Below are 22,602 nucleotides of genomic sequence, written 5' to 3' on the forward strand. Positions count from 1 at the left end.
AAGTGATGAGTGATGGGTTTTGAATGATAGTCAAAAAAATTAGAAGCCAGTAATTAACTCTCAGACACTCATACACTCATACTCTCAAACTCTCAAACTCTCAAACTCTCAAACAATCAAACACTCCAACGCAACTAGAAACTCGCCTTCACCTGCATACTTCCAATGTGAATGGTTCGTTCTCCGGAATTTCTTCCCTCGTAGTTTAAATTAAGCTGAAGGAAAGAATTGATCGCCTGCTGAATAAAGACACTCCACACCTGGTTTTTCCCAGGCTTAAGGCCGTCAAGCATCTGGTTTCCTACAATACTGAAATTGTTTCCGGTGAAATTGTTGTTGATAAAAGAGAAATTCCCTCTGATTGACGTTTTCTTACGCTCCCACTGAATGGTTCCTGTAATGTCAAAAGCTTTCAGTAATTCTTCACCATCGATTCTCTTTTTCTGACGGTAAGCAGAAGAAAGTTCAGCCTGAATGGCATCTGTAAATTTATAGGTTGCCTTCGGTTTCGTTTCTACGTTATTCAGACGGTAATCCCTTGTAGTAAAAAGCTGGGATGAGTTTTTGAGATCGTGGATGGAGTTTTCCCAGTCGACCCTGAATTCCTTATTGAACCAGTAACCGATATTGACAAAGTGAGATGTTTGCTGACGTTCCTCATTACTGAAATTGGCATTGATCAGGTTGTCGTTGGTAATGAAACGGTAATTTCCGTTCCATCCTGATTTTTCAGTTGGATTGAACTGCATGGAAGCTAAAATATTCTGATTTTTGAGGATCTGGTCGCTATTTTTTTCAAAAGGATTCAATACCAGAACTTTGTCTTTTTTATAGAATGAATTTTGTGAATTTAACGAAACATTAAAATTCCAACGCTTTAAAAATTTGTTTTCAGAATTGAAAACAATGGATGGATTGACGAATAATGCCAGCTGGATTTTATTTTTATTGGAAGGAATATAGCGTACAGAATTCGTATAAATCCTGATATATTTCGCCAAGTCGGAATATTCTGCAATTTCGAATTCATCGAGCTGCTGAATACCGTCTCCGTTGTAGTCGGTCCATTTATAAACACCCTGCCCGTCTGTTACTTTAAGGTATTGAAATTCCCGCTGTGCTTCCTGTCCGTTTCCTAATTCATAAAAAGCTTGCAAACGCATCCCATTTCTGAATAGCTGTTGGTTATAAAGGATATTCCCGACAACGAAATCATTATTTCTGCTCACATCACCTTCATTACTTTGGTAGAAAAATTTTCTGTAGTGTACCAAAGCATTTAAAGTGGTTTTATCCGTTTTAATCAGCTGACTTTCCGCCATGATCCCCAAGATGTTGTTCATGTTCTCAAGCCTGTTGTTACGCACAGAGTCATTGTCCCTCATATATACTTTGGCCAGCAACTTTGTCCGGGTACTGTCACCTATTTTTTTCTGTACGAAAAGTTCTTTCCAGCTGAAACTGGTGACATCCATGAGTTGTGTATCATTATACTTTTTCTCATTATGTTCCATACTTCCTCCGAAGGCCCAGCTTCCTTTTTTACCGGTAAATTCAGTGGAAACTCCACCTCTGATGAACTTGGTATCCTGAAGGGTAGCGTTGGTATTAAGGTAGGATAAATTTCCTTTGGTGAAGAACTTTCCTGAGATCCAGCCAAAATCCAGGTCATTTTTTATCCCTTTGTACGTATCCTGTTCATCCAGATAATTGATTCTGTAGTTCAGGGTTGATTTATTGTTCCATTTATTTAAAAAGCTGAACGTAAATCTGTTTTGAGTTCGCTGGCTGAATTCCTGAACTAAGTTAAAGTCTCTTGAGAATTCCACATCATTGATACGGTCCAAAATATGGAACTGCTTATCAATATACTGGTATTCAAAACTTGGAGTTCCTTTCCATTTGCTTTTTGTGAAGGTTTTATTTCCGAAAACACGCCATGCATAGCCCATATTCTGAGCTGCATCTTTTGAGGAGAAAAGGTTCAGGTCATAATTGCTCAGGGAGAAATCTGCGCCTATTTTTCCTTCTTTTAAAAGATATTCTGAATTCACTGAATAGACCTGTGATTTCTGAGGCGAAGGAAGTTTTCTGACCGCTCTGTAATCTCCCATATTATTGCCTACGTACTCAAAAACACGTCCGTTATTCGTAGTCTGCGTGATTTTATAATCCCCCTTACTGATCCCGAAATAAGTAAAGGAAACCTGATACAGTGTTTCATTCTGATCGGTAGAGAATTCGTAGAAATTCCCGGCGGGATTTAATTTGTATAGAATTTTATTCACATCGTAAGCGGTAACCACGCCTGATGGAGCATACATCAGGTCAGGATTATTTCCTGCGTCTGCCAGAATTTGTTCGTCTTCCTTAGAAAGATTAAGGGCAAGAGGAGCATTTTTGTTGTCATTTTCCATGAACCAATTCAGTCCTACTTTAAGTTTTTCCCTTTGATGCTCAACTTTTCCGGTAAATAAATATCTTGAGTAATTTCTGTTCGTATAGTTATAGGAGATTGTAATGAAATTCTGCTGGAAAATTGGACGGAAACTGGTAAATGTGACTTCCCCAGTATTGTAGTTGATGACATAATCCTGGTTTTCCCCACGCTTCATCAGAATACCGTCAATAAATACCTGCTCTGAACCTGAGATAAGCGTGATGAACTGTTCCCCGTTTTTCCCCGTCAGACGATAAGGTCCCTGGTTACCTTCCACCCCCTGGAAACGCACCCTGTGAAATTCACTTCGTGCCACGCCCATAGAAACGTCTACAAAGGTTTTATTATCATTTCCAAACTCAGTCTGGAACTCAATTCCCATGCTTCGTCTCTGGAATTTTGCAAAATAACTCTTAGCTTCTACAAGATCAAGATGTCCGGCTCTCAGGATCGATTTATCCTTAATATTAAGCTGCATATAAATCTTGTCGAATTCTTCTAAAGTTTGCGTATAACCGTCAGCCTGAATAGGTAAGTTGTGATCCGAAATACTGGCTAAAATAGTGACGTCCTTTGAAAGACGGCCGGAGATCTGAAGGTCCATAGAGCTCTGTACAGACTGTCCCTGATTGTTACCGAAAGTAATCCCACGGATAATGGAGCCTTTAGAATTCAGCTCGCCCAAAAATCGTTTTTTATCGTTTTTGGCCAGTACGGCTTCGTCTACGATGATTTTGTTGTTGGTTCTTACGAAATCAAGGGTATCCTTGGCAAAAATATCCTGTTCAAACCTTGCGGCAAGAATACTGTCTTTCTTAATCGTGTCTTGTGGGATGTTTGGATTTTTCCACGAAAATATTTGTGCATGAGCCGAAAATATGCCCATGAAAAATAAACCGATCAGAAGAAAAAGATTGCGCAAGCCGTTAAAAATAATTCGTAAAAATAACTAAAAAATGTTAATAGTTAGGGTTTTAGCATTATTAACAAAAAATTAACCTAATTATTGTATCGGGCGAAAAAATTCATGTAATTTAGCCTCGGAAATTATTAATTATTAAATTTTAAATCATGAAAAAACTTTATTCGTTAGCTTTACTTGCTTTGACTGGTTTCGCATTCGGTCAAATTAGTCTAGCATCACTAAACACAGCCTACACACAAAATTTTGATGGTCTTGCCAATACAGGAACTGGTTCTTCTACACTTTCAGGTACACTAGCCGGTTGGAGTATTTCCGAATCCGGATCTAATGCTAATGCAACGTACACTGCAGATACGGGAAGCTTAAATGCAGGAGATACTTATAGCTATGGTTCAGCAGGAAGTACCGACAGAGCATTAGGGTCTATCGCCAGTGGTAGCCTGGTGTCGAGATGGGGAGCTCAGTTTGTTAATAATACTGGAAACCAGATCACTCAGATTTCAGTAGCATATACCGGAGAAGAATGGAGAATGGGACAGGCTAACAGAGGAACAAACGATCAAATTACATTTGAATATAGCACCAATGCAACATCATTAAATACAGGAACGTGGACAGCTGTATCTGCTTTAACTTATAATTCTACTGATGTTACAGGAGCTGCAGGATTAAGAGATGGTAATAATGCCAGTTATAGAACTGCTCTTAATGCAGCGATTTCCGGATTAAACATTGCAGCAGGTCAAACATTCTGGATCAGATTTGTTGATGTAAATATTGCTGCATCAGATGATGGTCTTGCTATTGACGATTTTTCTATTACTCCACAAGGAACTGTATTAGGAACTCTTGATAATAAACTATCTGATAAAGTATTCATTAAAAATACTTCAGTGGATAATGAAATTCATTTCGGTTTAAAAGCAGACGTTAAAATTTTCAATGTTAGCGGACAGTTGGTAAAGACAGCTACTGTTACTGAAAACGGAACTTTAAATGTTATAGATCTTCAGAAGGGGATTTATATCGTAACCGGAAATACCAATGGTAAAGCGGTTTCTGAGAAAATTGTTAAAAGATAATTTTAATTAATTGTTAATTATATACCGTCATTTTAATATAATGACGGTTTTTTTGTACTTTTATCCCATCAATTTAAAATTTTCTATAATGAAAAAAATCTTTACTGTTTTAGGATTAATTTCCGCTACGGCATTTATGAATGCTCAGATTGTGATTAATGAGGTATATGGTGGAGGCAGTGGAGGTGCTGCTGTATACATTAATGATTACGTAGAACTTATAAACTTAGGCAGCTCTGCTGCTACTTTATCAAATGCTACATTACAGTATGCATCTGCAACCGGAACTTTTAACACCTATGCTACTTTACCGGCAGCAATAACTTTAGCTCCAGGGCAAAAGTATTTGATTGAAATGGTTCCAAGTACACCCAATACGGCAGGACAACCTCTTCCAACTGCGGACTTTAGAGTTTTGAATAATACAAGTTTTACCAACGGAAACGTCTTTAGTGGAGGATTCAACATGGCAGCAGGTAGTGGTAAGATCGTGTTAGCGACAGGTGCTGTTCAGGTTTCTTCTCCAACCAGTGCAAATGTAGTGGATTTTGTTGGATATGGTTCGGCTACTATGTTTGAAGGAACAGCGGCTGCTCCAACTCCGGATGCTACAACTTCTGTTACCAGAAATGGTGCTGATACCAATAATAATGCAGCTGATTTTACAAAGACAGCTCCAACACCACAAAATACAACTTCAGGTTCACTAGCTGTTTCTGATGTTAAAAATGCTAAAGCTGGAAACTTTATCAAAAACACTTTCGTAAAAAGCGACGAAATTACTTTCGGTGCTGATGTGAAAGATTTAAAAGTGTACAACATGTTCGGACAGGTGGTAAAGTCTGCTTCTGTAAAACAAAACGGAACGGTAAACGTTTCTGAGTTAGCAAAAGGAAACTATATCGTAACAGGAACTGTAAACAACGAGCCTGTATCTCAGAAGATCTTAAAGGACTAATTTCTTAGTTTCTTTTAAAGAATACACGCTCCGGCCATTTCGAAGAAATGGCCGGAGTTTTTTTTGTAAAATCACACCTTATAGTTGAGTTTTATTTGAAATTTATTAATTAATACTTTTAAACCTGTAGAATATATTTCTTTTAAAGCGTATTCTTTGAAGATCCTTGTTTTTTGTGGTACTGTTTTTGATATATTCCATATAGAAATAACAGCCGGGATATTTGGCTAGAGTAAGATGGATTAAATCTGTTTAAAAGAATTTAAAAGTTAGTTTTCAATATAACATGTTAAAAGAAGCAGCTGTACTTTACAGTTGCTTTTTTATTTAAACCAAATTCATGGAAACGACCCAGTCTCAAACGCTATAACGTATCGTTATCTAAAATATATCTGTTGATTTTAAAACATTAAGATCAATGAAGGATGTAAGGTTAGTTAAGAAAAAATCATATGGATTTTTTTAAGTTGTACGTCTTAAATCGAAGCGAAAGCTTAATATTCTTAAAAGCTTAACAAGAATCTTAAAGGTTTGAATTTTTGCTCTAGCAGATAATATAAAGCAGATTAGAAAAAGTAGAAATCTGCATCATCTCCATAATCTGCGTGAAATTTTAGAAGCAAAGGAAATAATGGCAATTTTAAATTTTTTTATCAGATAATTGCAAGGAAACTATTAGAAATAAATGCCCAATAATAACTTCCAGCCTCCCTCTTCCAGCTTGCATCTCCTTAATACCAGCCTCTTCTAGCTGCGTTGATGACCGCTCCAAGATTAAGGACAAGCGTATATCTCATGCGTTTAGCATAATCTTTAAAAGAAGGCTCAAAACCTAAGGACGACTGTATCGGGAAATAAACTTCAAGGAAATCCGGAATCACCCTCACTTTAATACCACTGTCCCAGATGAATTCTGCAGGACGGTTTTTGTTTTTATACATTCCGACATCCGCATAAACATGGAATATCTTCCACACACTTGAATCTACATTGAAAGACGTGATCCACTGATTGACAGATCCGGGAAGAAAAGATTTAAATCCTCCATCAGCCAAGATAAACTGTTGGGCAAGTAATCCACTGTTGGCACTTTCACCCAATAGATTGTAGGAGAAAGAATAGTTTGAAACCCTTGATATTCCATAGTTGAACATATTATTTCGGGTCTCATTCCTTACGAAATAACCGGCAAATAATCTGACGCTCAGTTTCTGCTTTGGAGCAAACTCCCATCTGTAAAATCCTTCAGCAGTTATTTTATTGAAATCTTCCATACCCTGAGTGCTTAAACTTAAGCTTTTTTCATGGATCATCTGGCTGTCACTGTAGCCATAACCGGCAGTCCATAGATTGTATTTACCATAGTCTCTGTTGGCAACCATTTTTGGACTCAGATCTCTTTCCAGATAATTGTAGGAGAATCCAATACTTCTGCTGACCGTACTTCGTGGATTTTTTCTAAAGCTGAAACTCGAAAATATCGAACCTTTTCTGTAAGCCAATCCATAATCATAATGGAAATAAGATCCCGACACTCCAAACGTAATACTTCTGAAAATACTTTCAGCAGGAAGAAAAGAGTAGGAGACTGCTCCTGATCCCGTCAGTTTTCCGGTTCCGGTACTGTACGTTGGAGTAAATGAATACAGAAACTTCTGATCAAACAAAGACTGGTTTTTTAAATTCACACCCAGAAGGAATTTATCATAAGTATTATTAAAACGCACCCTTGGACTGATGTATATTTCGTTGTATTCAGGATTTGGTATGTCCTTAATCAGCTTGAATTTTATTTTTTTTGCATTCGAAAACAGACCTTTTGCATACAGGAAGTTGTCTCTGTATTTAGATTCAGGGAAGATATAGCCACTGTTAAGGGTTACTTTGTGAATGTCTTCAGAAGCAGGAAGAGCGAAATTCGTGATTCTTTCGTCTTGTTCTGTTTCTATCCAGTAAGATTTTTTCTCACCTTCACTGGTCTTGGTTTCCAGTTTTACAGGAATCGGAGAGTCTGTATTTTTTGCGATTTTAATATTTAAAGAATCATCTTCTTTTCTGACATTTTTCAGCCTGAAATTAACTCTGTTTTTTTGTTTTAAGAAATCTGAGAGATACGCTGATGTCTTATCTTTTTCAGCCAGTTCCTTCAGAAATTCTTCCGGATCTATTTTTCTGTCCGTATTTTTGACGATATAATCTTTCAAAATAGCGTTGAAATGATCATACCCCATTTTTTCCGCCGTATAATTGAAAAGACTTCCCGTTTCAAAACTGCTGACCGCCATATGATTAAAATTGCTCAACACCGTGAATTTTTCACTGATCTTCTGATCAAGGTTCTGAGACATGATGTATTGATACGATAATCCGTAACGGTCGATCAGTTTTACCTGAGAAGCATGGAAGAGTTTCAGAGGTTTTACCCCGAAAATTTTTGTTTCCGGAAGATTGCCCAATAATTTGGTGTCTTTGTAAAACTTTTGAAGATACTGGATTTCCAGATACGATTTTAAACCGTTTTTAAACCAGTGATGTTCCAGCTTATCTGCGATGATACTTTCGTCAAGGATCTTTTTGGTAATGATTCCGAAATAGTCGAGATCTGTTTTCTCAGAATCGTTGAACAGCTGAAATCTGAATTTCCAGAAAGCAATATCATTATTTCCGAAGAAATCTTCCGAAGACCTGAATTTATCAGATATAAAAAGATTTTTTGGAAGGAAACCTATCTTCTCTTTAATGAACTTTAAATGCAAAGGAAGGTAAAATTCGAGATTTTGCTTTTCTTCCGGCTTCAGATTATAGCCGAACTTGATTTCCATATCTGATCCATCCACATTGACTTTTATGGAAGGAAGCCCGCTCTGTGAGATTACGAATTCAGGATCAGAGTCAAGATATCCCTTAAATGAATTCATCTGAACCTGTGGGAGATTCCCTTCGATAAAACTGTTGGGAGGAAGATCAAAATTAACGGTCCAGAAAGTATTGAAACTTACGGACTCTTCGATATCATGATAATTTCTTTTGGAAATATTGTCCGGATCAAAATGATCCGGAACAATAAAGAAATATTTTAAGGCTGTCATTGTATCAGTTGTGCCGTAACCTGTAAATTTCTTATCAGGAAGAGACATACTGTAATGAAGCTGTAAGGTAATACTTTCACCAGGCTTTAAAGCTTCTGCTAAAGGAAGAAAAAGATTTTCATCCGTCTTGGAACTTACTGGAACGGGCTGCTGTGCTGAATTTTTGATCTCTAAATCCAGAAGCTTACCAAGTTGTTCAGGTTTTGCAAAATGAAGATCACTGCTGCGGTCTTCAAGTTTTCTGTAAACCAGAGAGGTCCCTTTTTTGTTATAAGCAGAAACCCAATTGAGAAGTTTCACCGAGTGCAGGTCTTTGTCGGAATGATTGTGGTACACAATTTCCTGATTGACCTCCAGCGTTTTTCTGTCGGCAGATAATTTCGCTTCAATGTATATGCTGTCTTTTTGCCCAGAAACCTGTACAATTCCCCAAAACAAAACAAGGCATGTGGTGATCTTTTTCAATATCCTGTGATAAAGCCCAAATATAAACTTATTTTGAATATATTCAACAGCGTTTTATCCTTGGATGGTATTTTTTTGCAAAGAATTAACATACGCGTTCCAGCCCTCGTTTTTATACGTGATAGCAGCCGTTTCAGGATCGTCAGATTTATAAATTCCTCTGCCTACAATGATGAAGTCGGAGTGAAGCATTTTGAAGACATGTTCAGGCGTATTGTACTGTTGCCCTTTTCCGTCTCCTGAATCTGCAAGATTAACACCCGGAGTGAAAAGCAAAAGCTCTTCAGGAATCTGATTCTGAGATACCCCACCGATTACGTTTGGATGCGATAATGCCACTTTCAGAGCTTCTTCACGGTAACTTGCTGTAGTCAGTGCTCCTTTGGAAGACATTCCTACAATGGCTACAACCCCTACATTTTTAAAGCAGTCCAGAGATTCAAATCCTCCGATCACCTGTGAGGTCACGAAATCTGCCCAGTCTGTAATTTTAAATACACCGCTGGTAAACTGAAGTTCCTGCGTGTTGCCGATATCTGCAAACTTTCTGTCCTCCATCAATAAGAACTGGTGTTTTTCAGCCAATGCTTTTAACGGAAGAATTGTTTTTTCATAGTCAAAATCTGAAATGATGTCAATATGCGTTTTCAATGCAATCACGTGAGGTCCTACTTTTTCGGCAAGAGCAAGTAATTCCTGTGTAGTAGTGACATCAGCCGATGCAATAAGGTTTGATTTTTTAGCCAAAGCCGTTTCAAGTAACTTTTTAGAAACTGAATGCTGTGCGTGCGCAAGTTTCTGCTCATAAGAACTTCTTGTCTTTTCCTCAAACTGAATATGATTTCCCTGAAGGAAATCCTGAATTCTTTTAACCTCTTCATCAGACAGTTCCCCGGTTTCCTGAAGAATCGTACAAACTTCTGAAATATTGAAAAGCGTGTGAACTCTGTATCCTTTGTTTTCCAATAGCTGTTTTCCGCCTTGCTCTCTGTCAAGAACCACAACGATGTCAGCTACTTTCAGATCTTCCTGTTCTACCTCTGCAATGGTTTCTACAAGAGATTTTCCGGAAGTAATCACATCTTCCACCAAAAGACAGTTCTGTCCTTTCTGATAAATTCCTTCGATCAGCTTTTTCGTTCCGTAGTTTTTGGCTTCTTTTCTTTTAATAATTAATGGAATATAACTTTCCAAAGACATAGCAGTAGCCATCGGAAGCGCTGCATAAGGCACCCCGCAGATTAAATCGAAATTATCCAACGGAAGCATTTCCAATAGATAATTAGCCAGATTTTTTAAAATTTTCGGGTCTGAAGCCAAAGGTCTCAGGTCTACATAGAACGGACTTTCGATGCCGCTTTTCAAGGTAAACCTTCCAAATTTGATGATGCCCAGCTTGTAGCACTCTAAGAAAAATTCTTTTTTACTTTCCATTATTTTTTATTAGATACTGCAAATTTAATGATTTGAAATAAGGCTTAAAAATTTATCCGTCATTTGTCAATAAAAAACCATCCCGAAATGTTTCAGGATGGTTGAAGAATATTTCTGTAAATTATTATTTTACAATTTCTGCGTCGATAACTTTTGTTCCGTTCAGCCTCTGTTCAGCTTCCCACAGTAAGAATTTGTCCACTTCTTTGATCAGCTTTGGAATCGTAAGCGATAATACCGCCAGGTCATCCATGACACCCAATACAGGGACCGCAAACTCAGGAAGAAGGTCAATAGGGGAGATCACATATAAAAGTCCCAGAAGCGGAAGGATAATGTCAATGGATCTCATAGGATATTCTCCTTTTCTCCATAGTTTTACCATTCTGAATATATCAGGGATTTTTTTTACGAAACCTTTGTGGCTGATGGCTTCTTTTGCAAGATTCAATTTTGAATATTTCATTTTGTGTTTAGTTTTAATAAATTTTTCAACACAGTAAATTTCGCAAATTTTATACCAATAAACTATAAAATTTAGTTAAAAAAATTACTTGATGATATTATCAATGAACTGATGCACAGTCTCTGTGTTCCAATCTCTGTAGGCATCCTCCTTGATGATGATCCTTCCATGCTGATCGATAAGAAACGTGGTAGGAAATACTTTAGGAAGTATTTTTTCTGAGATAGGACTTTGGGCAATATAGACAGGAACGTTGTAATTATTTTCTTTTAAAAATTTTACGACCGCCTCTTCCTTATCATTCATCGCAATAAGGACAAAATCTACATTCCCTTTTCTTGAATCATATAATTTCTGAATGGTAGGCCATTCTTTTCTACAAGGTGGACACCATGTTCCCCAGAAATTCAGGAAAACAGGTTTGTTTTTAAAAGCTTTAAGATTCGTACTCGGTACATTGATTCCTTTCAGCTCAACATCATAATCCTCTTCACTTACATGCACGGCATTTTCAATCGTAGCGATCGGGAAAAACTGATCTCTCAGGTATTCCTTCAGTCCCGGGACAAAAGCTACCACACCAATGATGATGATAAGGACAATATAAATGATATTCTTTTTCATGCGTTGATCTTTACTGTTATTTTAAGCCGTATGGAATTCAATCTTGTATTATAATAATTCTAAAATTTCCTGAACTGCATCCTTACCTCTGTTTTTGGCATAATACAATTGAAGATCGTTGTAAAAATTATCTTTCGGGTAAGCTTCAGGATTGGCCTTATGCTTCATTAAAAGTTCGTATCCGTATTTTGGACGGGGTCCCCATGAATTTTTCACATCGAAATCCTTGTCAAGGATGATCACTTTCGGGATAGATTCAGTTCCGTTGGTCATAAACTGTCCAATCAGGCTTTTATCACTGTCTCTAAGGAAAATTTTCACCTCATTGTGTCCTTGAAAAAAGGTAACAAGAGCAGGAACGGTAGCACTGGCATCACCGCACCACGCTTCTGAAATGATGAGAATCTTTCCGTCAAAATTTTTGACAGCTAATTCTTTTAACTGTTCTTCATCCGGAACATACTTTTTAAGTGTACGGTCCATTCTGTGAAGGCCCAGTTCGTAATATTGTTTGTATTCAATTTCCTGTTGAGTGGAAGGATTTTCTAATCTTTCTCTTCCGATGCGGATATATTCTTCAAAAGAAATACCCTGATCCCAGTAATTTTTCATTACTAAAGTATTTTATTAAAAATTATTGATGTTTCTTGTTTTGTTGATCAAAAACAGATCAGCCAGTACAAATGCAGCTAAGCTTTCCACTACAGGAACCGCTCTTGGCACTACACATGGATCATGACGTCCTTTTCCTTCTACGGTCACAGGATTTCCGTATTTGTCTACACTGTCCTGAGGTCTTAAAATAGTAGCCACAGGCTTAAATGCCGCACGGAAATAAATATCCATTCCGTTGGAAATTCCTCCCTGGATTCCTCCTGAAAGATTGGATTTCGTTGTAAAATCGGTATTGAAAGCATCATTGTGCTCCTTTCCGGTCATTTTTGCTCCGCAGAAACCACTTCCGTATTCAAAACCTTTGCAGGCGTTGATATTTAGCATTGCTTTGCCCAATTCAGCCTGAAGTTTGGAGAAAATAGGTTCTCCAATGCCAACAGGAACATTTTTGATTACGCACGTTACCGTACCACCGATTGTATTACCTTCCTTTTTGATTTCTTTGATCCTTTCGATCATTCTTTCTGCAGTTTCAGCATCAGGACAACGCACATCATTGCTTTCTGTTTTGGAAAAATCCAGTGCCTGATAAGGTTTTTCACAGAAAATATCGCCTACGGAAGAAACGTATGCATTGATCTCGATGCCTGACAAAAGCTGTTTAGCCAAAGCGCCAGCAACGACCCAGTTAATAGTTTCCCTTGCTGAAGATTTTCCGCCTCCGCGATAATCTCTTATCCCAAATTTCTGGTCATACGTGAAATCTGCATGACTCGGACGATAAGAATCTGCAATATGATCATAGTCCTTAGACTTCTGATTTTCATTTTCTATAATAAAACCTATTGGGGTACCTGTAGTTTTTCCCTCAAAGATTCCGGAAAGGAACTTTACCGTGTCGCTTTCTTTCCTTTGAGTGACTATCGCAGACTGGCCCGGTTTTCTACGATCCAATTCATATTGAATTTTATCGAAATCTACCGTTAATCCTGCCGGAAAATTATTGATGATACCGCCGTAAGCCACGCCGTGACTTTCTCCAAATGTTGTAAGACTGAGAAGATTACCTAATGTGTTGAACATGATACAAAATTACCTATTTTTCTTCAGATATTAAAGTTTCTGGATTTGTTCTATTTATCAGTGTTTTTGATAGTATTAATAACGTTCTCCAATTCCTTTTTTTCCTCCGGGGTGAGTTTTTTCCAGATCAATCCTTTTTTGATGTTTTTTTCGTCAGTGTATTGTGGGAAAATTCCTGACTGTACATCATCAAGAACGTATCCGGATGAAATCGCAGGAAGTGGTGTGTCAAAATTAAAAGGGTAATCTTTTGATATATTGAACTTTAAATTTCCTGTCTGGAACGTTTCAAATTTGTTGTAATGATAAGTTGAAGGTTTGTAAAGCTGCTCTTTTTTGAATCCGGCCATGAAATTTCCGGGTTTAAAACTTGGAATATGCTGACGGATAAAGTTGGGAAAACTTAAAACTCCAATCACCAGAAAACTTAATGCAGAGAAGAAGACAAGTGAATTTCTTTTGCTTAACTGAATGAACAAGATAAAAAACATGACAAAAAACACATCGATGAAAAATCGGTATTGTGCAGAAAAAGCCAATACCAGTATACTTTTTATCAACAGAGAAATACAGATCAGTGTGATGATCTTTTTCTTTTTAAGGATAGCGAAAACAGAAAACACTACTAAACTGAAGATGAAAATAATATTGATCTTTGATTTAATTCCTTCCAGTGAAAACCAGTTTCTGATTGCGTCATAAGAAGAAAATTTTTGAATTTCCTCATACGTATACTGCATATCATAGGTTTTCTGAATAGCATATTGAGAGGAGATTTTTAAAACTTCAGGATTCGGTTTCCAGCTGAATCCCAGGTCGCCTAAAGCAACAGGGAATACCGGATATCCGAATGTCCATATATTTTTAATAAAGAACAACAGAAGGATGAGAATTCCGAAGATAGAATGTTTATAATTAGGTTTAAATATGAATGCGGAGCAAAGGAAAGTGAATATAGGAAGCCAGATCATCGTGGGTTTTATAGAAAAAATAAAAACGGAATAAGCGAACAAAAGACCAATATTTTTATTTCCTTTTATAATTTCATTTAAAATAATTAATGATAAAGTGATCACCGGAAGATCAGGGCTGGGAGACTGTGAAAAAAGTAATAAGACCGGAATGAAGCATAGTTGTACCCAACTTTTTCTTTCAAAAATATAAAGAGTGTAAATGATCAGCAGTACAGTATTTATTCTTAAAAAAGGATCTGAAAAGTTGGAAAATCCTGCCTGAAAAATATGCCATACAGACATCTGTCCTAACGTGAAATCCAAATTGGAAATACCTTTAACCAGACCAAATTCGGTGAGCCATTTGATGGTAGGGACATAATACCCGAAATGATCCAGTATATGAGGATAAAAAGAACCGGTGTATAGAATGGTCAATGAAATTCCTCCAATCAGAAAAGTATCTTTCTTTGAGAATTTATAAAATTCCAGATAAAGTTTCTTGATGAAAAAAAATAAAATCCCTGCCAATACAAAAGGAATTTCTACATATATAGTAATAGGAATAAAAAATGCAAGAACGGTCCAGATCAGACTGAGTATTAAAATTCCTGTTACAATATTTCCTGAAATCCCATTCAATAATGAACCCGTAAATCTTTCCATGATTTTTCCCCATCCTGCGAGGACCGGGAGAATGAGAACCGTAGAAAGTAAAAGTAATATCATAAAAAAAGATTGCTTAAAAATAAGCAATCTTTAAATGTTATCGTGAAAATATTAATTACGCGGTTGTACTCGTCCGTCTTTTCTGTCTCCGGCCCTACCGATCGTATATCCGGTTGCACCACCAACTACACCACCGATCACCGCTCCAAGACCTCTGTTTTTCTTAGCAACAATGGCTCCTAAAGCGGCACCACCTACGGCACCAATTGCGGTTCCTTTAGCAGCTTTACTCCATCCTTTTTTCTTTTGCGTAGTTCCTTGTGAAGAACTGTTTCCGTTATCTGCATAAGTACCGCCTCCTGAATTGGAGTTGGATCCTCTGTCTCTATATACTGTTTTCGTTTCTCTTATGATCTGAGGTTTTGAATTGGCTGCAGCAGTTGCCTGAGATTTTTTACTTTCAGAGATGCTGTCTACCTTTTTCTGTGCCTCGTATACTAGTTTTTCTTTCTCAATGGCCAGCTTTTGTTTTTCTATATCAAGCTGTCTTGCCTGAAATTCAAGTTTCTGCTCTTCAAGAGATTTTTCAGCTGTCCTGTCGTCTTTTTTACAGGCTGTCAGTAAAAAAACTGATAAAATACCTGTTAATACTATCTTTCTCATAATTCAAATTTTAATAAGTAGTCTGAGCCAAAACGGCAACAACTTCCTTTGTATTTTCAATTATGAAGCCAAAATTTAGTTAATGAATGTTAAAATAATAATTTTTTATATAAAACCTCCTTTTCCGGTTCTGTCGGTTTGTATAGCTTTCCCTTATTGATCGGGGCTTAGAATGTAATTTTAAGTTAATTAAAGGTTTTTATTCAGTTCACATGAATTGGTTACTTTTGAAATACCAAATTACTTTAATATGAAAATAGCAATTTTTAAAACGATGGCTTTCGTAGCCTTGTCGGTGGCAGCTGTATCGTGCTCTTCCAATGATGATATGGTGACTGATGTTAAGCCTCAGGCGAAATCTGAAGTCTCTAAAGAAGCTTCAAAAACGAACACCTACAAAGTGAGATTCGGTCTTATTTCTTTGGATGGAGTGAAAACACTTTCAGGAAATCACGATGTTGGTAGTTTTCTGGCTGAAAATACAGCTACAGGAGAAGTGTTTGATACTTATTACAGCGGAGGTTTCCAAACACTTCCAGGATATTATGAAGGAATCCCGGCTGGAAATTACAAATTTTCCGCTATGCAGGGACAAGGAGGCTGGACAGGGTACGGGTCTGTAACAGGAACTGTATCTGATGCGCAGGTAGATGCAGATGGCTATATTACCGTTTATATTCCGGTGACCTGGGCAGAATAACATTGTGGTAAAAATATTTACATCCGTTTATTAATCCTCGCACGAGGATTTTTTTAATAAATTTATAGATATAAGTAGTTTTTATTCACAATGTGTGGAAATTTATATTAAATTTAACATTATAAAAACTGAAAACTATTCATTATGGATATCCATGACTATTCATTTATTTTAAAACTGATTATTTTGTTTGTCTTATCAATGCTCGTTATTTTGGGATGTTATGTGATTCTTAAAAAAATCAATCATAAATCTGACTTTTGGTGTTACAGCTACGATTTCCCTTACTGGAAGAAATACAGTAAAAAAAGATATTAGACATTTACTGTCGACGAATTCTGTTTGGATTTTTCTAAATAGATTTTTTTCATCATTTGTGTTTTTAGGCCTCCTTGATTGGGGGCCATTTTGATTTACAACCTGAAAGAGAAGAAACCGGTGATTGACAATAAAAAAGCTTCCCATTTCTGAGAAGCCTTAATCAAATTATATGTTGAAAGTTACTTTTACTTTATTAATCAGCCGGTGAAGTTTCTGGGTCTGATAATCCAGAAGGTCGTAAATTTCCTGTGCATTGGTATATACTTCCGGAACAGTCTTATTGTTAATTCTGCTGATCCCGCGCCTTTTCATTGTATCGTGGATAACTTTGGCGAAAGATTCCTTAGCTCCCTGTTTGGAGCTCTGTTGTGAAATGCCATTGGAGTGTAATCTGTAGAGATAAAGTGGCTCTTTGATGTATTTTACACTGCCATATTCCAGGATCTTCAGGTAGAGATCCTGGTCTACGGCACTTTTTAGATTGGGGTTGATGCCGGAAGTCTTCAGATAAGTTTCTTTTTTGAAAGTGAAGAAATGTGCAAACTGAGTAGGACAGTTGAAAAAATATCTGTCGTTGTAAATCTGTTTGGTGCTGGCATATACTTTATTCTGATTTAGATTCTCATCACAGAGCATCATCTGTGAATAGGCAGCTGTAATATTGTTTTTAGCAAACTCTTCAGCTGTTTTTTCTAGTGCATCGGTATAAAGGGCATCATCCGGATCCAGATAAGCACAGATTTCTCCTTCTGCATATTTCATGCATTCTCTCTTGGTATAGCCGCAGCCCTGATTAGTGGCGTTTTTATACAGTCGGAAACGGGGGTCATTTTGTATAATGCACTTGATCTGCTCTACAGAATCATCAGTAGAGGCATCATCGACAATTATAACTTCCCAGCTTCCGTAGGTTTGGCTAATCAACGAGTTATAACAGTCTCTAAAATACCTGCCATTATTATAATTGGCAATAAGTATAGAGAATTTAATCACGTTATATTGAATTAAAATAGATATGTAAAACTAGGAAATAAAATAGTTGAAAAACATAACCTCGATCATGTTATTTTTGATATTTTTTTCTTATTTTATATGATTATGATGCGTAATTTACGTTAGTAATTGTTTATATGTGTAAAAATTGTAAAATTGGTTGTCGATTTACAGACAAACGGTCTGATATTGTTGACTATACTTTATTTGTCCTTTAGTTGAGTGAAGAGCAGGCTATAAGAAGAAGTAAACTAAAAATGAACTTTATGAGTTCAGTCATAAAGTGGAAAGATTAAAAAGCAGTACTTTTGAATGTAAGATTAAACGATAGATAATTATTTAAAGATTATAAAAATTTTTTCATCATTTGTGTTTTTTGAGGCCTCCTTTTTTGGGGGCTTTTTTATTTTCACGTGCATGATAAAATTAAAACTCTCCGGCTGAGGAGAGTTAAAAAAAAGTATCAGATCAAAAAGTATTTCTTCGGCAAAAAATCCCAACTTTTGAAAGCAAAAAATATTGAAGTATTGAATACTTCATTTTAGACTAAATATAAAAGAAAAAGGAATGGGTAAATTATGATTGTGATCATAAATCCGGGTTTCAGATGACTTCAATTTCAGTGTGAATCTGTGAGTTATATATCTTTCGGGTTTACATTTTATTCTGAAATACCTTGTTATAGGGCTTATTGACCTGTTTTTGTCCTTGAAAAAGATATCAATCGGAATGTCCTCAGACAGAATAAATTAAAAAAAATATAGAAAAGTATTTTTACTGACAGCCACTTTGGCACGATTTTTCAATATATGAAGCAACTCATGTTTAATTTGAGTTTTCATGGTTATTAGTTTTTATCCCCAGAGCAATCTGGGGATTTTTTTTGCCTTATAATTTTGTAGGTTTAAGGACCTAATTTCGGTACCCGACTCATATACTTTAGCGAGGATTATAATTTTTGACCCCGGTTATTGAGCAAATATTTTTAGTGGCTCATTGTATGCTGCGAAAATATTCATGTTAAATTATCGAAAGATTGTAATAGATTTAGGATTCAGTTGTTTTATATGTAAAAATAAGCCATGAAAATCTATCTTTTTATTGTCGCATTACTCATTTCTTCACTCTCTTTTGCACAAAACATAAACTCCAATGTGGATGAGGTCATCCAGCGGGAAATGAAAACAAGAAGAATTCCGGGAGCGCAGATTGCAGTCGTCCGGGATGGTAAAATTGTTTTAAGCAAATCTTATGGACTTGCCAACGTAGCAGATCAAATTGCTGTTCAAAGCAATACGATTTTTCCGATTAATTCAAATACAAAAATTTTTACAGGAGTAGCGGTTATGCAATTGGTTGAGCAGGGAAAGATAAAGCTAGATGCACCTGTAAGTACGTATTTAAGCGGGCTTCCTGCAGAGTGGCAAAAAATAACGATAGATCAGTTACTGACTCATATTTCAGGACTTCCAGATATGTTAAAGCTATTTGATCCTGCTACAGGAAGTGTTGGTGCATTGAGAACGGAAGAAGCGATCTTCGGAAAACTTAAAATCACTCCGATGGAATTTAAGACCGGAGAGCAGTTCAGCTATAATCAAACCAATTATTATCTATTGGGTAAAATTATTGAAAAGCTTACTAATAAACCGTTTGCCGAGTTTTTTGGAGAAAGACAATTTAAGACAGCTGGTTTAAAGAATACGGTTTTTGGAGATTCAAGAGATATCATTCCCCATTATGCACCCAGTTACAGTTACAGAAGTTTTTTCGATGGGAAAAGAATAAACGAAGATAAATTGGCTAACAACTATTACGAATTTCCTGATTTCACTAGGACAAGCGCGGGTCTTAACAGTACTTCCGAAGATCTTGCCCACTGGATTATTAGCCTTCAAAATGGTAAAATACTCCAAAAACAGTCAACACTGGATTTAATGTGGTCTCCTGCTACGTTTAATAATGGAAGACCTACAGATTGGGTACGCGGTTGGGGCATTGCGAAACTTAGAAAAAATCATAAAGCGGTAGGAATGTCAGGTGGAAACAGATCTGCTCTGCTCATTTATCCTGATGATCATTTGGCTGTGATTGTACTCACTAATTTAGTAGGAAGTGCTCCGGAAGATTTTATTGAAGAAATTGCAGGATGCTATATTCCGGATATTATTAAGGCTGATCCGTTGACTTATCTCAGAAAAAATCTCCAAAAAACAGGATATGAAAATGCAATAGATTTTGTGAAGAATGAGAAAAAACAAAATCCTGATTTTATGCCACAGGAATCTGAACTGAACAATTGGGGATATCGGTTGTTGGCTTCCAATCAGAAAAAAGAAGCGCTGGCCATTTTTAAACTTAACGTGTATTTGTATCCTGATAGCTGGAATGCTTATGACAGTTACGGTGAAATACTATTAAAAATGGGCGAAAAAAATAAAGGCACCGAAATGTATAAAAAATCGCTTGAGCTGAATCCGGATAATGAAAACGGTAAGAATGTTTTAAAAGAAATTCAGGCCAAAAATTGAAAAATATAAAGCAAATGAATTGTTTATGATCTGGGTCATATGATGAATGTTGACTATGAATTAATTTAGCCCTGTTTATTATCATTCATTCGCAATCATTTAGTACTTACAATTCTTCCCGCAACGGGAAGTTTTTTTTGTTATAATATCCCGACTGAATTATCAGAACATGAATAGATTTTTTATGATTGTAATGATGGTTTGTTGAAGAAACAGGTCGTTGGCTGATAATTAGTGAAGTCTGTCTTTTGGAGTATTAAATTTGCAGGATCAAAATATTGATCATTTTGCATAAGTCAAGAGTAAATAAAATAGATATGATTAATTTTGATGAAAAATAATTCAAATATTAGGGATTATTTATTTGAAATAATCTATTTTTATTCATAATAGTAATAAAAACACACAATGAAAGGCTTGATAACAAGTGAATTAGTATATCATAACCATATGATGCTAATATTTACCGTATAAAGACACAAATTAAAACAATATAAACTTCACTAAAAAGATCAATTTATGAAGAAAATTTTTTCGATTTTTTACATGTGTACCGCTGTGTTAAGTTTTGCGCAGGTTGGTATTAACACTTCAAATCCACAAACTGTATTTCATGTGGATGGAGGAAAGGACAATCCTACAACAGGAGCGCCAACGGTAGCACAACAGGTTAATGACTTTGTAGTTACTGCTGCCGGGAATGTTGGAATAGGTTTGATAGCTCCACAGAAAAAGCTGGATATCGATGCCGGCAGTGCAAGTCTCAGAATTAGAAATTTGCCCCAGCAACTTCCTGATGATCATGATTTTCTTACCATCAATACAGCCAATGGAGATGTAGCGGCGACTCGGTATGTTTATACGGCAAGTATTACTGTAGCAGCGGCGGCAAACGGCACCGTTACTATTCCTGCCAGTATAAGTATTCCAAACGGAATGTTGGTGGTTAAAACAAGCAATACATGCGGAGCAAACATGATTACGAATTTTATTTATTCGGATATTTCTCTTGGATATGCAACATCCATTGCAGGTGATAAAGTGGGTACTTCAACGATTGCCCCTATACCAGGAGGAGGTGGAGGTTCCGGAGTATGGTCAGTTAAATTTCCCGGAACTGCAACTTGTGCCACGGGAAATGCGACCCAGTTTGATTTTACGGTTTCAAAACCTACAGCCAGCAGCTATTTGATTGTAAACAACGGGAATGTAGCACGAACCTATGTGGTGACTATTTTCCGTTTGTGATCTTTTCTGATTTTTACAAAAAATAAAATTATGAAGAAATATTATATCATACTTTATGTACTCATGTCTTTTCTGAGTTATGCCCAATTGGGTATTAATACAAGCAACACTCAGGGATTATTTCATGTAGATGCGGCAAAGGATAATTCTGTTTCCGGAATTCCTTCGGCAGGGCAGCAGGCTAATGATTTTATCATTACATCATCCGGAAATACAGGAATTGGAAATGTATCTCCACAGAGAAAATTAGATGTTGATGCTAATAATCAGAGTCTGCGAATTCAGAATCTGCTCCGTCAGGTTCCTGCAGATCATGACTTACTGATAAGGGGAGGGGCTACCGGAGATGTAACCACAGCAAAATACAGTTATTCTATAAACAGCACAAGCATATTGCCGGGAGCAAGTGGTACCGTTACAATACCTGCTGCAGTCAATATTCCGGCAGGAATGCTGATCATAAGATCTGGGAATGCGTGCGGGAGAACAATGATTTCCACTTATATGTATTCTGATATAGCACTAGGATATTTAAGTGCTGTTGCAAGGGACAAAGTAGGAACTGTAACAAGCTCTGCAGGCGGAGCCGGAACATCAGCCACCTGGGGACTTCAATTTGCCAATGTAACCGGTTGTGCTGACGGTGGAGGAGGTACCCAATTTGATTACACCTTGGTTAAAACGTCTGCGAATACCTATACCATTACCAATAACGGAAATATAGCCAGAACATATACTTTTACAGTTTTCCGTTTATAAAAAATAAATTTTTAAAATGATAACACTAAATCCCGTTTTAAGCGGGGTTTGTTATAGAGTAAGGAATTTAAAACAGGTATTGTCGTTTTTGGATGAAATATATTTAGAAAGACCGCTGGCATAATAATTTCTTTTACTGATGTTAACTTTTTTAAAAACAATTTTATGGATGAAAAGATGATGCAGATATTAGGGTGGGTAGCAACGGTAACTGCTATGGCGATGTACTTTTCTTATATTCCTCAAATCACACATAATATACACGGTGACAAGGGAGACTGGCTACAGCCACTGGTTGCCGCAGTCAACTGTACGTTATGGGTGATTTATGGATTTGCTAAGAAACCAAAAAAAGACTGGCCTATTGTAGTCGCAAACTCTCCGGGGATATTTTTCGGTTTTTTTGCATTCTTTACTGCATTGTAATATTACTTCAGGTTAAATTTCTGATTGTTATTTTACAACAGCAAAGAAAAAGATACCACAAAAGTCACGATTTTTGGATATACGGTATCGAACGGCATAGACCTTGGATTAAAAATAATACATCACTAATAGTATATCTTTCTTAAAATTTAAAGTTT

The 22,602-nt window shown here is 36.6% G+C and carries 17 protein-coding genes; 7 read left to right on the forward strand and 10 right to left on the reverse strand.

Annotation, left to right across the window (positions count from 1 at the left end; genetic code table 11):
- Nucleotides 1-134: 134 nt before the first annotated feature.
- A complete protein-coding gene (locus IW22_RS01775) occupies nt 135-3,326 on the reverse strand; it encodes a hypothetical protein (protein ID WP_034723841.1) in 3,192 nt (1,063 codons plus the stop codon).
- 185 nt (nt 3,327-3,511) lie between these two features.
- On the opposite strand from IW22_RS01775, the gene IW22_RS01780 reads away from it, so the two are divergent.
- Both IW22_RS01780 and IW22_RS01785 read left to right on the forward strand, forming a co-directional pair.
- The gene (locus IW22_RS01780; protein ID WP_051890906.1) at nt 3,512-4,447 is read left to right on the forward strand and encodes a T9SS type A sorting domain-containing protein; all 936 of its coding nucleotides are present in this window, start codon (nt 3,512-3,514) and stop codon (nt 4,445-4,447) included.
- Nucleotides 4,448-4,535: 88 nt separating this feature from the next.
- Nucleotides 4,536-5,405 carry a lamin tail domain-containing protein gene (locus IW22_RS01785; RefSeq protein WP_034723843.1) on the forward strand — a complete coding sequence of 290 codons (870 nt, stop codon included), beginning with the start codon at nt 4,536-4,538 and terminating at the stop codon, nt 5,403-5,405.
- Nucleotides 5,406-6,136: 731 nt separating this feature from the next.
- Here the strand turns inward: IW22_RS01785 and IW22_RS01790 are convergent.
- The 8 genes from IW22_RS01790 to IW22_RS01825 form a co-directional block, all read right to left on the reverse strand.
- Entirely contained in the window at nt 6,137-8,959 is a 2,823-nt protein-coding gene (locus IW22_RS01790; RefSeq protein ID WP_228383973.1) for an aminopeptidase, read from the reverse strand.
- Nucleotides 8,960-9,013: 54 nt separating this feature from the next.
- Nucleotides 9,014-10,393 carry an orotidine-5'-phosphate decarboxylase gene (gene pyrF / locus IW22_RS01795; protein ID WP_034723655.1) on the reverse strand — a complete coding sequence of 460 codons (1,380 nt, stop codon included), beginning with the start codon at nt 10,391-10,393 and terminating at the stop codon, nt 9,014-9,016.
- Between the two features lie 124 nt (nt 10,394-10,517).
- Entirely contained in the window at nt 10,518-10,859 is a 342-nt protein-coding gene (locus tag IW22_RS01800) for a YkvA family protein (RefSeq protein ID WP_034723657.1), read from the reverse strand.
- Between the two features lie 84 nt (nt 10,860-10,943).
- Nucleotides 10,944-11,483 carry a TlpA family protein disulfide reductase gene (locus IW22_RS01805; protein WP_034723658.1) on the reverse strand — a complete coding sequence of 180 codons (540 nt, stop codon included), beginning with the start codon at nt 11,481-11,483 and terminating at the stop codon, nt 10,944-10,946.
- Between the two features lie 48 nt (nt 11,484-11,531).
- Nucleotides 11,532-12,095 carry a thioredoxin family protein gene (locus tag IW22_RS01810; RefSeq protein WP_034723661.1) on the reverse strand — a complete coding sequence of 188 codons (564 nt, stop codon included), beginning with the start codon at nt 12,093-12,095 and terminating at the stop codon, nt 11,532-11,534.
- A 15-nt stretch (nt 12,096-12,110) separates the two neighbouring features.
- Complete coding sequence (gene aroC, locus IW22_RS01815; protein ID WP_034723662.1) at nt 12,111-13,181, reverse strand: chorismate synthase; 1,071 nt, start codon at nt 13,179-13,181, stop codon at nt 12,111-12,113.
- 50 nt (nt 13,182-13,231) lie between these two features.
- Entirely contained in the window at nt 13,232-14,863 is a 1,632-nt protein-coding gene (locus IW22_RS01820; protein ID WP_034723663.1) for an LIC_10190 family membrane protein, read from the reverse strand.
- Between the two features lie 51 nt (nt 14,864-14,914).
- Nucleotides 14,915-15,466: a glycine zipper domain-containing protein gene (locus tag IW22_RS01825; RefSeq protein ID WP_034723664.1), complete on the reverse strand. Its 552-nt coding sequence runs from the start codon at nt 15,464-15,466 to the stop codon at nt 14,915-14,917.
- Nucleotides 15,467-15,716: 250 nt separating this feature from the next.
- On the opposite strand from IW22_RS01825, the gene IW22_RS01830 reads away from it, so the two are divergent.
- Nucleotides 15,717-16,166: a hypothetical protein gene (locus IW22_RS01830; protein WP_034723666.1), complete on the forward strand. Its 450-nt coding sequence runs from the start codon at nt 15,717-15,719 to the stop codon at nt 16,164-16,166.
- A gap of 486 nt (nt 16,167-16,652) precedes the next feature.
- Here IW22_RS01830 and IW22_RS01840 read toward each other — a convergent pair whose 3' ends face one another.
- On the reverse strand, nt 16,653-17,480 hold the full coding sequence (locus IW22_RS01840; protein WP_051890909.1) for a glycosyltransferase family 2 protein: 828 nt from the start codon (nt 17,478-17,480) through the stop codon (nt 16,653-16,655).
- 1,082 nt (nt 17,481-18,562) lie between these two features.
- Between IW22_RS01840 and IW22_RS01845 the strand changes: the two genes are divergently transcribed.
- The 4 genes from IW22_RS01845 to IW22_RS01860 all read left to right on the forward strand — a co-directional run bounded on the left by IW22_RS01845 (nt 18,563) and on the right by IW22_RS01860 (nt 22,444).
- Nucleotides 18,563-20,011 carry a serine hydrolase domain-containing protein gene (locus tag IW22_RS01845; protein WP_034723670.1) on the forward strand — a complete coding sequence of 483 codons (1,449 nt, stop codon included), beginning with the start codon at nt 18,563-18,565 and terminating at the stop codon, nt 20,009-20,011.
- A gap of 519 nt (nt 20,012-20,530) precedes the next feature.
- The gene (locus IW22_RS24545) at nt 20,531-21,259 is read left to right on the forward strand and encodes a hypothetical protein (protein WP_185113571.1); all 729 of its coding nucleotides are present in this window, start codon (nt 20,531-20,533) and stop codon (nt 21,257-21,259) included.
- Nucleotides 21,260-21,289: 30 nt separating this feature from the next.
- Entirely contained in the window at nt 21,290-22,018 is a 729-nt protein-coding gene (locus IW22_RS01855) for a hypothetical protein (protein WP_034723672.1), read from the forward strand.
- Between the two features lie 165 nt (nt 22,019-22,183).
- Nucleotides 22,184-22,444, forward strand: coding sequence for a SemiSWEET family transporter (locus IW22_RS01860; RefSeq protein ID WP_034723674.1), 261 nt, complete (start codon nt 22,184-22,186; stop codon nt 22,442-22,444).
- The last annotated feature ends 158 nt before the right edge of the window (nt 22,445-22,602 follow it).

The sequence above is a fragment of the Chryseobacterium sp. JM1 genome (assembly GCF_000737715.1).
Taxonomy (GTDB): Bacteria; Bacteroidota; Bacteroidia; order Flavobacteriales; family Weeksellaceae; genus Chryseobacterium.

Excerpts from the sequence above, each read along its gene's own strand:
- IW22_RS01860 (WP_034723674.1), top strand. The coding sequence starts at position 22,184 with ATGGATGAAAAGATGATGCAGATATTAGGGTGGGTAGCAACGGTAACT.
- aroC (WP_034723662.1), bottom strand. The coding sequence starts at position 13,181 with ATGTTCAACACATTAGGTAATCTTCTCAGTCTTACAACATTTGGAGAA.
- IW22_RS24545 (WP_185113571.1), top strand. The coding sequence starts at position 20,531 with ATGAAGAAAATTTTTTCGATTTTTTACATGTGTACCGCTGTGTTAAGT.
- IW22_RS01855 (WP_034723672.1), top strand. The coding sequence starts at position 21,290 with ATGAAGAAATATTATATCATACTTTATGTACTCATGTCTTTTCTGAGT.
- IW22_RS01780 (WP_051890906.1), top strand. The coding sequence starts at position 3,512 with ATGAAAAAACTTTATTCGTTAGCTTTACTTGCTTTGACTGGTTTCGCA.
- IW22_RS01820 (WP_034723663.1), bottom strand. The coding sequence starts at position 14,863 with ATGATATTACTTTTACTTTCTACGGTTCTCATTCTCCCGGTCCTCGCA.
- IW22_RS01785 (WP_034723843.1), top strand. The coding sequence starts at position 4,536 with ATGAAAAAAATCTTTACTGTTTTAGGATTAATTTCCGCTACGGCATTT.
- IW22_RS01805 (WP_034723658.1), bottom strand. The coding sequence starts at position 11,483 with ATGAAAAAGAATATCATTTATATTGTCCTTATCATCATCATTGGTGTG.
- IW22_RS01845 (WP_034723670.1), top strand. The coding sequence starts at position 18,563 with ATGAAAATCTATCTTTTTATTGTCGCATTACTCATTTCTTCACTCTCT.
- IW22_RS01830 (WP_034723666.1), top strand. The coding sequence starts at position 15,717 with ATGAAAATAGCAATTTTTAAAACGATGGCTTTCGTAGCCTTGTCGGTG.
- IW22_RS01825 (WP_034723664.1), bottom strand. The coding sequence starts at position 15,466 with ATGAGAAAGATAGTATTAACAGGTATTTTATCAGTTTTTTTACTGACA.
- IW22_RS01800 (WP_034723657.1), bottom strand. The coding sequence starts at position 10,859 with ATGAAATATTCAAAATTGAATCTTGCAAAAGAAGCCATCAGCCACAAA.
- IW22_RS01775 (WP_034723841.1), bottom strand. The coding sequence starts at position 3,326 with ATGGGCATATTTTCGGCTCATGCACAAATATTTTCGTGGAAAAATCCA.
- IW22_RS01810 (WP_034723661.1), bottom strand. The coding sequence starts at position 12,095 with ATGAAAAATTACTGGGATCAGGGTATTTCTTTTGAAGAATATATCCGC.
- pyrF (WP_034723655.1), bottom strand. The coding sequence starts at position 10,393 with ATGGAAAGTAAAAAAGAATTTTTCTTAGAGTGCTACAAGCTGGGCATC.